Origin of the sequence: Microcoleus sp. D3_18a_C4, assembly GCF_036702415.1 — a bacterium.
Classification (GTDB): Bacteria; Cyanobacteriota; Cyanobacteriia; order Cyanobacteriales; family Microcoleaceae; genus Microcoleus.
Map to the genome: position 1 here is coordinate 1 of NZ_JAUBTI010000129.1, position 13326 is coordinate 13326.

Genomic DNA, 13326 nt, shown 5'->3' on the forward strand with positions numbered 1-13326 from the left:
GTAGTGATTGGTAACAGTCACGCTACGTTCTTAGGGGAGAGTGGTACAGTGATGTATTCCACTCTTACCCGACCATTTTTTTGGTCAATGAGCCATGTTTGCAGGTTCACAGTTCCCGCCAGTCGAGATATCGAAGCCATCATTGACTATGTAGCTGATAACAGCACCTTTGATGCTGCGGAACGGTTGCTCAATAGAATTAACGATCGCTGCAAGAGGTTGGCAAGCTTTCCCAGTATGGGACGGAAGCGGGATGAGCTGGCTCCCAAGGTGCGAAGTTTCCCGATCGATGATTACCTAATTTTCTATCGTGCTATTGACGAAGGTATTGAAGTTTTGCGAGTCGTCAGCGGTTATCGGGATTTACGGGTTCTATTCTCAGAATCTGATGAGGATCGATCGTGTGAGTGAGTAGCCATGAAGCATTGGAAGGTGAAGAGCTTTAAGATAAGGTAGCAGCGTGCCAGCTTGATACCAAATTAATCTCGCAATCCCCGATCGCGCAACCAAGCATCTGCCCAAATTGTATCGGCCTCTGACAGCGCTGGTATGACTTCCCAGTTGCGATAATCTATCTTGAGGTCGTAACTTGCTATGTCATAAATTTGAGTGAATAATTCTTGCAAGTTTATGACAGGTTCGGTGTCGTCCGATCGCAGCGGTAAAGGAAAGGCAGGAATCTGGTTTTGCAGGTTAAAAGCATACAAATCAGCTCTGGGACGGCGATTTCCCCGACACACCAAAACGCTATAGTGACTATCAATATTGTTTTCAAGAATTGGCATTTTTCGACCGCGCCGCAATAAATCTATTTCTATTAAATGAGTGCGACTACCTAAAATTTCTTCTCGCTTTTCTTCGTACATTTGTCGCCCTTTGCCTGTTCGCTTATTGCTAGGCGAGAGAATTTCAATTACTGCGATCAATTCTTTTTCCCCCCTTTCTCTAATTTCTAAATAAGCTTCTCGAAGCGTGTAAGGTATGGGAAGAGTTACTGTGAATGGTTGTGTAACGGGTGCTGCAACTGCTACGTTTGATGCTGTTGTTTCTGTTGCAGTTTGTGGCTGCATTACAGTTACGTCGGGAATGCCAATGACTGATAAATCGTCGTCAGCAGTTTCATAGATTCTCACTTCCAGCGACACTAAATACTTAGGACGCAGTTGGGGAGATAAAAACCTGAAAATTTCACCGATCAGCAAGTTATGCATCCCAGGCCAGAGTTCGGGATGTTCTAAATACGGGTCCATACCGGGAAAGGGAGATGGCATTGATTTGACTCCTTGACTCAAGTCTATTTATAGTTTAGCAATACTTTTCTGACGCGAATGGCTTGCCAACAGGTTTTAGGGCATAGCTTTGCTTGTTGCAGATGATGACTGAAGGCTCGATCGACCTTTTGCAATAATAGGTTCGATCGCACATCTTGCACTTATTGCGATATTCCGTCGGGCGTTTAAACCCCTGCCAGAATCTGGCAACAAATGCAAGATATCAGTTCGATCGCTTTAACTTTCGATCGACAATTGCATCGGAATTGGAATGCTGTTTTCATCTAAGACAGACAGCGCATTTACGAAAACAATTGTATGCGGGACTGCGGGCATTAAGCGGCGCAGTGCGTTGAGGTAAGATTCGGCATCGGGGCGGCGGGCGAAACGGGCGACTGTTAACCGCTGACAGTTGGGGAGGTGGCGAATTATGCACTCCCGGTTGAAGTCGATCGCGATAAGTCGGTTGTTTTGGTATTGTAAAACTTCATTAAGTTTCTCGTCAAAGATAGTCAGGAGTAGTATATGCTGACTGAGCAGAAGGAGTTGGACTGCCCAAGCAACCGCTTTCAACGAGGCATGAATTTACGAGCCACACCTATCACTCATGCAGCTAGCCGATTGGCAAACACATCCACAGAGGTTTGTACAAAACCGCAGATGGTTTGTTAATTAATGCGCTCCGTGAATGGGTATTAAGTAGGTAAACCAAATTAATTGCCGACTGAGTTGACTTGAAACCCTTGATAGGTCTAAAGAGTAACAAAGTCGGATGTGTAATTAATTTTGTGTAGGTACTTACACGATCGTGGCAAAAGCACTCCCAAAAGCATTGAGCAATGGGATAGGGAGCTGCGTAGCTCAGCCGAGGCGGGTCAATCCGCTCAAAGTAAAAGTGAAGGGGGAGGGGCCGAAGGCCTCCCATGTCATGTAATAGATGACTATACTTTTACCAGCTATCATAGGAAAATCCTTCCCACTTTTTTGGGTGGTGAATGAAAGGCGATCGCTCTAGATTTCTCAGGTCACGGGGCGATCGCTGTTAACTATCTTTATTAAAAGATATGAGCATAGCTGCTGTCAAGCATAAATGGGATTAATTCGATTGCGAGTTCGAGAACTCGCTGAGGAAAAGGGTTGGACGCTGAAAGAAGTCTCTGACAGAACGGGAATTCCCTACAGCACGGTTAAAAAATACGCCCAAGCTCCTAAACTGGCAACGGTGGACTACACGGCTTTGCAGAAACTTGCTGAAGTCTTTGATGTGATGGTGGAAGATTTGGTTGAGGTTTTGGAACGGTAAACTGATTTTTCAGCGGGAAAATGGGGTTAATTCGGTTGCGGGTTCGGGAACTAGCTGAGGAAAAGGGTTGGACGCTTAAAGAAGTTTCTGAGCGATCGGGCATTCCTTACAGTACCGTTAGAAGTTATGCCCATTCTCCCAAGCTGGCAACGGTAGATTACACAGCTTTAAACAAAATGGCTCGCGTGTTTGATATTGCGATCGAAGATTTAGTTGAGATTTTGGAAGAGTAGGCTGATTTATCGTTGGGAATATGGGACGAATTAGGCTGCGAGTTCGAGAATTTGCTCAAGAGAAGGGTTGGACTCTGAGGGAAGTCTCCAACAGAACAGGTATTCCATACACAACAATCGCCACCTATGCTAATTCTCCAGGCATGGCTACCGTTGACTACACAGCTTTGGACAAGATGGCCCGTGCGTTCGATATTGCGATCGAAGATTTAGTTGAGATTGTGGAACAATAAACTGAGGCGTTGCATAATTAGAGTATAAATAGGGGAAATCATTTAATGAATGGTCATAATTGGCGACTACCTGTAACTGGGCTGCGGTTTTTACTTTCTGTGCTGTTGGTGATGGGCATATTTTTTAGGTTCGTCAATATCGACCGCAAATTCTACTGGTTCGATGAAACTTTCACTTCCTTGCGAGTGTCTGGCTACTTAGGGAAATCTCTTAAGGAAGAAATATTCAATGGCCCAGTAATCAGTTGCAAAGATTTCCTGAAATATCAGATCATTAACGATCAAAAGAACGAAATCGATACGATTAAGGGTTTGGCAATAGAAGAAGGTCAACTGCCACCCTTCTATTTTCTGGTAGCGCGATTTTGGGCTAAATTGTTTGGAACTAGCGTCACAGCAATGAGAAGCTTGCCCGCTCTGATTAGTGTACTACTGTTGCCCTGTGCTTATTGGCTTTGCCTGGAATTGTTTGAGTCTTCGATGGTGGGATGGGTAGCAATGGCATTGGTATCAGTCTCGCCAATGCACGTATTGTACGCTCAGGAAGCACGACCGTATTGTTTTTGGAGTGTGTTAACTTTGCTATCTAGTGCGGTTTTGCTGCGAGCTATGCGACTTCAAACTAAGCTGCTATGGGGAATTTATACAGCGATTACCGTAGTAGGAATTTACACTCATTTGTATACTGTACTTGTTTTAATAGCACATGGAATCTATGTATTTGCTATGGAAAAAGTACGAGTAACTAAAACCGTAATTTATTACATACTAGCCTTATTTGTCTCGTTCATATCAGGTTTGCTGTGGTATTTAACCATAAAATATTGGCAGCCACCCTCATCATCCTCTGCTCTAAGCGTAATGACACCCGACTCCAGAATGCCCTTGATGCCTATAATTAAAAGGTGGATAGGGAATATTAGCCGAATTGTTTTTGATGTAAATCTTGATGCGCTGAGCTCATTCAAAAAGACGCTGCCTCTGATTCCAGTGATTGTATTGGTATTAATTTTATTGGCATATTCGATTTATTTTGTCTGTCGCCACACTTCCAAACCGGTTTACGGCTTCATCTTGACTTTGATTGTTTTTACATCCCTGCCTCTGATGCTGGGAGATTTAATTTTAGGTGGACGGCGGCTCTCAGGCTACGCTCGATATCTACTTCCTACTTATCTGGGTTTGCAGTTGGCTGTGGCTTATTTGCTGACAGCGAAAATAACCTCCACTTCTGTTAATACCTGGCAGCAGAAGTTTTGGAAGCTTGTTGCAATCGGAGTGTTCTCGGCTGGAGTCCTGTCTTGCACCCTCAGTGCTCAAGCAGAAACTTGGTGGAACAAAGGTCTGGATCAAGGCAAGTTCGCTATTCCTATAGCTCACATCCTAAATCAAGCTGACTCTCCGCTGTTGATTACTGATAGTACGTTCGGTGAAGTCATTCCTTTGAGCCGTCTGCTCGATCGGAAAGTGGACATTCTGTGGGGAGATACACTTCAGATTCCTAACGGTTACAGGAATTTGTTTGTATTCCATCCCAGTAAAAAACTCCAAGAGAGGCTTAAAAAACAATACAACTACAACTTAAAGCCTGTTTTCCTTACTTCAGAGGTCAGTTACGAAACGCGGCTTTGGCAACTTACTCATAAGTGAACAGCTATAAGCTGTTCACCATTCAAATCTCAGAGGCTATCTAAGCAAGTATTGGGTTTCAGGCTCTGAAATACGCAGTTTAAAGGCTAAACAGCTTAGCAAGCTTAACAACAATTAGGCAACAACGTAAATGCTGTCATCACGAACGAAGTGAAGTAACCTCAAATGCTGATTTTTCGGCTCCGGTGCGTAAGTCCAGCCTCAAGGATTTTTGAAATATTTTTTCAATTAACCACAGAGAACACAGAGAAACAGAAGAAAGCGTGTTCGTAATTGATGAGATAACTGCTAGATTAGTGAGACTTAAACATTTTCTAGCCCCTTTAGGAGCCCAAACCCCTTCGCTCGCAATGGAAAGAGGTCGATGACCTAAAAATGCCTGAAACCCTTGGTATAGCTAGATTCATGCCCAGTAGAGCTAAAAGTCTTTCTCTATCTGGGTTTGAAGCTATTTTGGCTTCAGTTTTTGTCTAAGTCCCGTTAGTGGAAAAATCATCGCCCGTTTTCCCGTTTCTCCCTCCTCCTCTGCACCCTCTCTGCCTCTGCGGTTCCCCCCTACTTCATCTCATATCCAAACAAATTCGGATCGACTTCACCCAAATTCAAATCAGCCAAACCATACTCAGCCCAACGCCTTTCTACCATCGCCGCCACATCCGGATCGGACTCCAAAACTTCCCCCCATTCGTGATCCGTTTCCGGCGGCATCTTCGTAGTAGCATCAATCCCCATTCTGCCTCCCAAACCAATCTTTTCACTGGCAAAATCTAACGTATCAAAAGGCGTATTCGGCAGAATAAATACATCCCGAACCGGATCGACTTTAGAACTAATTGCCCAAACTACTTGACGCGGGTCGCGAATGTTGATACTTTTATCCACAACAATCACAAACTTAGTGTAAGTAAACTGCGGTAATGCACTCCAAAATGCTAAAGCAGCCCTGCGCGCTTGACCGGGATATGCTTTATCGATCGAGATAATTGCGGCTTTATAACTCAGGGCTTCCATCGGTAAGAAGAAATCGACAATTTCCGATACTTGCTGCCGCAAAATAGGCGTATAAATACGGTTAAGCGCGATCGCCATCATTGCTTCTTCTTTCGGCGGCCGCCCGCTAAATGTCGTCAGATAAATCGGGTCTTTGCGGTGCGTCATGCAGTGGAACCGCACCAACGGCGAATCTTCCACGCCGCCGTAATAACCCATGTGATCGCCGAAGGGCCCGTCGGGCAGAACTTCCCCCGGCGTAATCGTTCCTTCTAACACAATTTCCGAGTCCGCCGGTACTTCCAAATCTACGGTTTTGCACTTGGCCAATTGCACGCCGGAACCGCCGTAAAGTCCCGCAAATAACCATTCCGATAAATCTACAGGAATTGGGGTTGCTGCGGCGAGAATAATCAGGGGATCGACTCCAAGGGCGATCGCAACTTCCAACTTTTTACCAGCCTGCGCCGCTTTCCGCAAGTGCCGCGCCCCCCCCCGCACCGATAACCAGTGTACAGTCATCGTGTTTTTTGACTGCAACTGCAACCGATAAACCCCCACATTCGGCGTACCCGTTTCGCAATCTTTGGTAATTACCAAACCCAGGGTGATAATTTTGCCAGCATCTCCCCGATAAGGGCGAATCATCGGGATTTTGTTCAAATCCAGCCCTTCTCCCTCAAATACCACTTGCTGACAAGCGGGGAAAAAGTCTCGGCCCGGTTTGGCTTTCACTACGTCGAACAGCACTTTGCCGAATTCTATCGCTTGGGAAATCTTTTTCGGCGGTTTTGGCTGTTGCAGCATTCCCAGTTTTTTGCCGAGCTCTTCTAGTTCGATCGGCTTTTCCATGTTCATCGCCCAGCAAACGCGCTCTTCCGTACCCAAGAGGTTAATGGCGACGGGGAATTCGGCCCCTTTGACGTTTTCAAACAGCAGTCCAGGGCCGCCTTTTTGCAGCATTTGGTTGGAAATTTCGGCAATTTCGAGGTCGGAATCGACTAAAGCGCTAATCCGGCGCAGTTGTCCCCGTTCTTCGAGTAGTTTTAGGAATCCCCGCAAGTCTCTAGCCATTTTTTTTAAGAATTGTTAACGTTCTTTTGTTATTATGAGCCGATCGACTGCCACAAGTTACTCCTGAACCGCTCAAAAGATACGTATTTAACGAACCGCGAAGACGCCAAGGGCGCGTTCGGCGAAGCCGTTCCCGAAGGGTAGGGCGCGAAGGAAGAGAAAGAAGAAGATAGGTAATGCCTTGTTCGGTTCGGGAGTAGGCTGCATAATGGGTTAATGAAATGTCCTCGATGCGAATCTGACCAACTTCGTAAAAACGGCCGTCCCAAGGGTCGCCAGCGGTATCTTTGCAAAGCTTGCCGCAAACAATTCTTTGATCCCGCCGGTCTGCCGTCTTTCAGTCGCAAATGCACCGAAACACGGTTAAGCGAAGCTATCCCGGAGGGAGTCGCCCCTGCAACCACCACAGAGTCCGGCCCGATTGCGATTTTGCTGTTGGATGCCGAAAATCTGAAACTTAAGGTTAATACAGAACAATTTTTAGCGGGTTTGTGCGACTATCCCCTGCAAGTTAAAATTGCTTTTGCTAACTGGAAAAACCCGAGTACGGGCAAGTTGGATGCTGAACTTTACGATCGCGGTTACGAACTGATTCACGTTCCGGGCGGTGCGAATAGTGCTGATGGTAAGATGATTGCTTTTGGCGCTGCTATTTTATATCGATATCGGGATGTGCGACAAGTTTTTGTCTGTTCTTCGGATGGTTTGTTAAATCATCTTTGCAATCAGTTGCAAAATCAGGGAGTGACTGTGTTTCGGGTGCGTCGGCAAAATTCGGTTTTGTCTGTAGAAAACTGTCAGAATGGTGAGAGCAAGCACTATTCTTGCGAAAGAGAAGAGGAAATCCCTAGTTTTGAAGAATTGGCTAATCAAGTTGCAGAGTTGTTGAAGGCTGAACACAAATCTATTGATGAGCGAATCGCTCGTTTTTCTAGTGTGGCTGAGCTTTTTCAAGAGCGCCGTAATGTTGCGTTCAATTCTACAACTTCCCCAGCAGCAGCACTGGCGGAGTCAGCACAAAACCAAGTTCCCCCGGTGCTTGAACCATCTTTGGCGACGGTTGCTGTTAATCAAAATGTTGCGGAGCAAAATTTGCCAGAAATAATACCTGCTGTCAATTCAAAGGCTATTGAGTCGCTGGATGTTTTAAAAAATATACTTGTAGAAATAATTGAGTCTGCCAAAAATGAGTTGAAAGAGGATGCTATTCCTGTAACAAGAATTAAGAAAGTTTTTTTTGCTAAATATCACTCTCATGCTGATTTAATTGTAAAAAGCTTTTTGGGTAAAACTTCTAGTTTGATCAAATTTTTGCAGTCGCAATCAGCTATTTTTAAAATAATATTAATTGGTACCGAACATCAAGTGGGACTCGTTCAAAAACCCTCCGATTCAAAAATTGAATTATCTGCCGCCCTCGAAGCATCGGTAGCAAAACTTGTACTGGCATTAACTGCTGAATCTCCAGGTAGTTACATTCCGATTCCCCAGGTAGCCGGCGAATTTAAAAAGCAATACGGTCAACCAATTACTAAAAAGCTGAAATCGCTGGATTTGGACACCAAATTTCCCGATTTTTTGCAGTCCTGTAAAATATTTAAAGTTAAGAAAAAAGGTAAAATTTATGAAGTGGCGATCGCACAGTCAGCTCCCTGACTTATTTAAGAAATCAGGTCTCCTAGTCTTGGGTATCAAAATTTAATCTATTATTAACCAAAATTTAAGACAAGCTTATTCTTTGATTATTTAATCTATTATTAACCAAAATTTAAAACAAGCTTATTCTTTTTGCTCCCTTTCCTTGCGGATTTCAGTCTATCCTAGGTCGTAGATTTGCAAAGTCGGCTATTAAGGGAGAGGAGGAATATGAATTTTTTCACAGGACGTTGGCGACGTAGTTTTATAGTGACACTAGCAGCAGCAGCATTTTCGCTAACTTTGATTAGTTCCGCTGTAGCTGCTGTTACCCTAAACGGTTCGGGAGCAACTTTCCCCAAACCTCTTTACGATCGCTACTTCTCTCAAATGAGAAGTGCAAATCAAATTACTGTAAACTACGAAGGAACTGGTAGCGGTGCTGGCATCAAAGCATTAATTGCAGGCACTGTTGACTTCGCAGGCAGCGACGCGCTGATGACTGCTGCACAAATCGCTGAGGTAAAGCGGGGTGTAATAGCTGTTCCGACTGCTGGCGGCGCTGTTGCAGTTGTCTACAACTTGCCCGGAGTGACGAATCTGAGGCTAAGTAACGATGCTCTGAAAGGCATCTTTGAAGGCAAGATTACTCGCTGGAACGATCCTAAAATAGCCGGAATTTCTGGACAAGCTAAAGGCTTGCCAAATACTGCGATTCGAGTAGCTGTACGGGCAGACAGCAGCGGTACTAGCTTTATTTTTGCTAATCACTTGCAGGCAACTGGTAGCACCATCAAAGCTGCCGCGCAGCCGAGTTGGCCACAAAACGCTGTCAGGGGTCAAGGAAACCCCGGCGTAGCTGCTTTGGTGAAGAATACAGCGGGTGCGATCGGCTACGTTCAAGATACTTTTGCTCGGCAAAACAATCTCCAAACAGCATTTATTCAAAATAAAGCTGGTCGGTTTGTAGATCCTAGCTTGGCCGAAGCAGAGAAAGCTTTCGCAGGGGAAACATTCCCAGCAGACTTCCGCTTAGTAGAAGGCAATCCTAACGACGGTTATCCCATTGTTGGTTTGACTTGGCTGTTAATCTACAAACAGTATCCTGCTGCGAAAGCAGATGCTATTAAAAAGATGGTTAATTGGGTGATGACTACAGGTCAAGGTATCAACAAACAGTTAGAGTTTACTAGCATTCCTTCAGCTACAGCTCAAAGGGTGGTTCAAGCAGTTAATCAGACTGTGGTTGCTAGAGGTTAATTTGGGCTTTTCAGAGTTAGGGATTTTGAGTTCAATCTATGGCTCAGAACTCATATTTTGTATATCAATATTCCTGATGTATGAGTGCCAATAAATCTGCGCTTTTCCCGCATTCCGGCAGGGATTTAAATCCCTGCCTCATAGCGAAAGTCCTCGCTATGAGGACTAGGAATAATGACTGATGTAACAAGTTCGGCAGAGATTTAATCTCTACCTTATACCGAAAGTCCTCAAGTCCTCGCGAAGGAGAACTGGTAATAATAGACTATCCATAAAGTGGGTTTTTACCCAGATTTATTTTGGGGAATTCCAACAGTCCTCTTGAGAGGACTTTAGCTTTGAGGCGGGTTTAAACCCCCGCCGGACTATGGGAATACCAGAGCATCCGGCTGCCGGATAGCAGGATAAATGCGTACCCTACAAGCTTGTCTTTCGATCGAATATTTCGCTTTTTACGCAATAACTCGGCTATGACCAATTTTTCCAAAAAACCGAAAATATCAACTCGGAAACCGACAGAAATAAACACAGAAGTAGATTTGACAGATACTGCTGGTGAAGGTCTATGGATGGAGTCAGGATTTACAGTATTTGTGTGGGGTTTTGCCCTAGCGACAGCGGGTACGTTGTTTTTGATGAGTGCGGTAATTTTTAAAGATGCTTGGCCTGCTATTAGCCAATTTGGACTCTCTTTCTTGTGGAATCCCAAGTGGGATATCGGCGAGTTGCAGTTTGGGGCTTTGCCGTTTATTTACGGTACTGTAATTAGTTCTGCGATCGGCATAATCATCGCACTTCCTTTAGGGCTGTCAGTAGCTATAGTGACTAGCGAGAACTTCTTACCCGTTTGGGTGCGATCGCCCTTGGGATTCATGGTTGAATTAATCTCGGCCATTCCCAGCGTGATAGTTGGGCTGTGGGGAATCTTTGTTTTGATTCCCTTTTTGTTGCCATTGCAGCAGTCATTGTTCGATAATTTCAGTTGGTTTCCCCTGTTCAGCAGCGAACCTTTAGGCCCCGGAATGCTCCCGGCGGGAATACTGTTATCAATTATGATTTTGCCCACAGTAGCCGCCATCAGCCGCGATGTCTTGCTGTCGGTTCCAGTCGATTTGCGGAGTGCTTCCATGTCCCTCGGCGCTACCCGCTGGGAAACGATATTCAAGCTGTTATTACCAGCAGCTAGTTCGGGGATTATCGGCGCCACCATATTAGCCTTGGGACGCGCTTTAGGCGAAACAATGGCAGTCACAATGGTAATTGGCAACTCGATTCAAATCAACCAATCCCTGCTCGCTCCCAGCTACTCAATTCCTGCTGTTTTAGCAAGTCAATTTCGGGAAGCTATCGAACCGCTGCACACCGGCGCTTTGATGTATTTAGCCCTAATTCTATTTGTCATCACTTTGTTGGTAAATGCGATCGCAGTATTGTTAGTTCAGCTAATTGGGGCCAAAAAAGCTAAAACTTAACATCATCGAAAGCAATTTGATCGCAAGCCGCGCCGCCGGATTTCCCCGCTGGTTCCATCTAAAATCTCAAAGCTAAAATCGCATGACTCAAGCACAAAATTCCAACATTATTCTGGATGCAGAAATCAACAACCCCCTGTCGCTAAGCCGAACTCTTTTCAGCCGGGGAATGACAGTTATCGCTTTCGCTCTGACAGCTCTGGCCCTGCTCCCTTTGTTTGCTATTTTATACAAAATCCTGGGGGAAGGACTGACACATTTGAGCTGGGAAGTGCTAGTGTCTCTACCAGCACCCGTCGGAGTTGAAGACCAGCCCAACGGCTTTGCAAATGCCATTCTCGGCACTGCTTTAATGGTAGGAATTGCGACATTAATCAGCGTCCCCATAGGCGTAATGACGGGAATATTTTTGTCGGAGTTTGGTAGAGAAAACAAGGCAATTACCAATAGTATTCGCTTTATCACCGTCATTCTCAGCAGCGTTCCCTCGATCGTAGTTGGCGTCTTTTCCTACGCCCTAATTGTCGTTACCACCAAAGCATTTTCATCCTTAGCCGGTGGTTTCGCCCTCGGCGTCATCATGCTTCCAGTGGTTGCTCTGACAACAGAACAAGCATTAAAATTAGTGCCTACTTCTTACCGCCTCGCTTCTGCTGGTTTGGGAGGCGGACGCTTTCAAACGATGTTTCGCATTATCATACCCTCAGCACTTCCAACTATTACCACAGGTATTTTACTCGCTGCTTCCCGCGCCGCCGGCGAAACCGCACCGCTGATTGTAACGGCGTTGTCGAGTCAATTTTGGCCTCCTTTAGTTGATAAATTGGGCGAGATAATGCAGTCCCCCATAGGTGCAGAAACTATCTCAAAACTCAAAGAAATTCCCGAAACACTGCTGACTCCGACTCCTTCTATGTCGGTATTAATATATAGCTACGCCAGCTCTCCTTACAAGGAGCAGAACGAATTGGCGTGGACTGCTGCCTCTGTCCTTTTAGGCATGGTTTTGATTGCTAGCGTGGCATCCCGTACAGTCACTCGGAAACGCTTGCAAAACCGATAAATCAATTACTAAAGTGGATCTCTCAATCAAATATTAACCATATAACCAGGCAAATAATGAAACCTAAAGCTAACTTGAAATCCGACAACTATCCAGATCAATTCCTAGACGATGTTACCCCAGAAATCGACCCCAATGCAATGCCAGCACTGCGGGTTCAGGACTTGAGTTTTTATTACGGAACTCACAAAGTCTTAGAAAATTTATCGATGAATATCCCTCATCCGCAAATTACGGCTATTATTGGCCCTTCAGGTTGCGGCAAATCTACCTTTCTCAAAGCTCTCAACCGGATTGGTGAATTGGAGGGAAAGGTTAAAATTAAAGGAAGAGTAGAGTTTTTTGGACAGGATATTTACAGCCCGAAAGTAAACATTAATAGTTTGCGCCGCCAAATTGGGATGGTGTTTCAAAGACCAAATCCTTTTCCGCTGAGCATCTACGATAATATTGCTTACGGGGTGAGGATTTTTGGTCGCAAAAGCAAAGCAGAGTTAGATGAAATTGTGGAATCTGCACTCAAAAGTGCGGCGCTTTGGAATGAAGTCAAAGACGATTTGAAGAAATCTGCTCAGGGGATTTCGGGGGGACAGCAGCAGCGACTTTGTATTGCTCGCGCTTTGGCTGTGAAGCCGAAAATTTTGCTGATGGATGAACCTTGTTCTGCTCTAGATCCGATTTCCACGATGAAGATTGAGGAGTTATTTCAGACTCTGCGGCAGCAGTTAACTGTTGTGATTGTGACGCACAATATGCAGCAGGCTGCTCGTGTTTCTGATTACACGGCTTTTTTTAATACTGATGAAAGTCGCATCGGCCGCATGGTTGAATTTGGGCCGACAAGTAAGATTTTTACTTCTGCGGGCAATTCGAGTACGAGAGATTACATTCAAGGCCGTTTCGGTTAATACTTACACCTTGAACCTCTTTCAGAACAGGCAAGATGCCTGTTCCACAACAGAAAAATATTTGTGTGGAGCTGGCAGGTTGCCTGCTATAGTTATGTTTTCAGAACAGGCAAGATGCCTGTTCCACAACAGAAAAATATTTGTGTGGAGCTGGCAGGTTGCCTGCTATAGTTATGTTTTCAGAACAGGCAAGATGCCTGTTCCACAACAGAAAAATATTTGTGTGGAGCTGGT

Annotated in this window: 13 protein-coding genes; 10 read left to right on the forward strand and 3 right to left on the reverse strand. The window is 45.0% G+C overall.

Going from position 1 to position 13326, the window contains the following annotated elements; genetic code table 11:
- On the forward strand, positions 1-411 hold a 411-nt coding region (locus QUB16_RS30065), incomplete at its 5' end, for a type II toxin-antitoxin system RelE/ParE family toxin (RefSeq protein ID WP_333321812.1).
- Between the two features lie 68 nt (positions 412-479).
- Here QUB16_RS30065 and QUB16_RS30070 read toward each other — a convergent pair.
- Together QUB16_RS30070 and QUB16_RS30075 are read right to left on the reverse strand one after the other, a co-directional pair.
- Positions 480-1271: a DUF4058 family protein gene (locus QUB16_RS30070; protein WP_333321814.1), complete on the reverse strand. Its 792-nt coding sequence runs from the start codon at positions 1269-1271 to the stop codon at positions 480-482.
- Between the two features lie 237 nt (positions 1272-1508).
- A complete protein-coding gene (locus QUB16_RS30075; RefSeq protein ID WP_333321816.1) occupies positions 1509-1844 on the reverse strand; it encodes a hypothetical protein in 336 nt (111 codons plus the stop codon).
- 517 nt (positions 1845-2361) lie between these two features.
- On the opposite strand from QUB16_RS30075, the gene QUB16_RS30085 reads away from it, so the two are divergent.
- From QUB16_RS30085 to QUB16_RS30100, 4 genes are read left to right on the forward strand one after another with little or no spacing between them, the layout of a single operon-like run.
- Complete coding sequence (locus tag QUB16_RS30085) at positions 2362-2574, forward strand: helix-turn-helix transcriptional regulator (RefSeq protein WP_333321818.1); 213 nt, start codon at positions 2362-2364, stop codon at positions 2572-2574.
- A 20-nt stretch (positions 2575-2594) separates the two neighbouring features.
- Complete coding sequence (locus QUB16_RS30090; RefSeq protein WP_006635455.1) at positions 2595-2807, forward strand: helix-turn-helix domain-containing protein; 213 nt, start codon at positions 2595-2597, stop codon at positions 2805-2807.
- Positions 2808-2827: 20 nt separating this feature from the next.
- Positions 2828-3040 (forward strand): helix-turn-helix transcriptional regulator, encoded by a 213-nt coding sequence (locus QUB16_RS30095; RefSeq protein ID WP_333321820.1) that lies wholly within the window; start codon positions 2828-2830, stop codon positions 3038-3040.
- Between the two features lie 45 nt (positions 3041-3085).
- Entirely contained in the window at positions 3086-4690 is a 1605-nt protein-coding gene (locus tag QUB16_RS30100; protein ID WP_333321821.1) for a glycosyltransferase family 39 protein, read from the forward strand.
- A 555-nt stretch (positions 4691-5245) separates the two neighbouring features.
- Here the strand turns inward: QUB16_RS30100 and QUB16_RS30105 are convergent.
- Positions 5246-6754: a UbiD family decarboxylase gene (locus QUB16_RS30105; RefSeq protein ID WP_333321823.1), complete on the reverse strand. Its 1509-nt coding sequence runs from the start codon at positions 6752-6754 to the stop codon at positions 5246-5248.
- Between the two features lie 216 nt (positions 6755-6970).
- Here QUB16_RS30105 and QUB16_RS30110 point away from each other — a divergent pair, with 216 nt between their 5' ends.
- The 5 genes from QUB16_RS30110 (at position 6971) to pstB (ending at position 13092) form a co-directional block, all read left to right on the forward strand.
- On the forward strand, positions 6971-8410 hold the full coding sequence (locus tag QUB16_RS30110) for an IS1/IS1595 family N-terminal zinc-binding domain-containing protein (RefSeq protein WP_333321825.1): 1440 nt from the start codon (positions 6971-6973) through the stop codon (positions 8408-8410).
- Positions 8411-8620: 210 nt separating this feature from the next.
- Positions 8621-9649, forward strand: coding sequence for a phosphate ABC transporter substrate-binding protein PstS (gene pstS, locus QUB16_RS30115; protein ID WP_333321826.1), 1029 nt, complete (start codon positions 8621-8623; stop codon positions 9647-9649).
- A gap of 470 nt (positions 9650-10119) precedes the next feature.
- A complete protein-coding gene (gene pstC, locus QUB16_RS30120) occupies positions 10120-11121 on the forward strand; it encodes a phosphate ABC transporter permease subunit PstC (RefSeq protein ID WP_333321828.1) in 1002 nt (333 codons plus the stop codon).
- Positions 11122-11203: 82 nt separating this feature from the next.
- The gene (pstA, locus tag QUB16_RS30125; RefSeq protein ID WP_333321830.1) at positions 11204-12184 is read left to right on the forward strand and encodes a phosphate ABC transporter permease PstA; all 981 of its coding nucleotides are present in this window, start codon (positions 11204-11206) and stop codon (positions 12182-12184) included.
- A gap of 56 nt (positions 12185-12240) precedes the next feature.
- The gene (gene pstB / locus QUB16_RS30130; RefSeq protein WP_333321832.1) at positions 12241-13092 is read left to right on the forward strand and encodes a phosphate ABC transporter ATP-binding protein PstB; all 852 of its coding nucleotides are present in this window, start codon (positions 12241-12243) and stop codon (positions 13090-13092) included.
- The last annotated feature ends 234 nt before the right edge of the window (positions 13093-13326 follow it).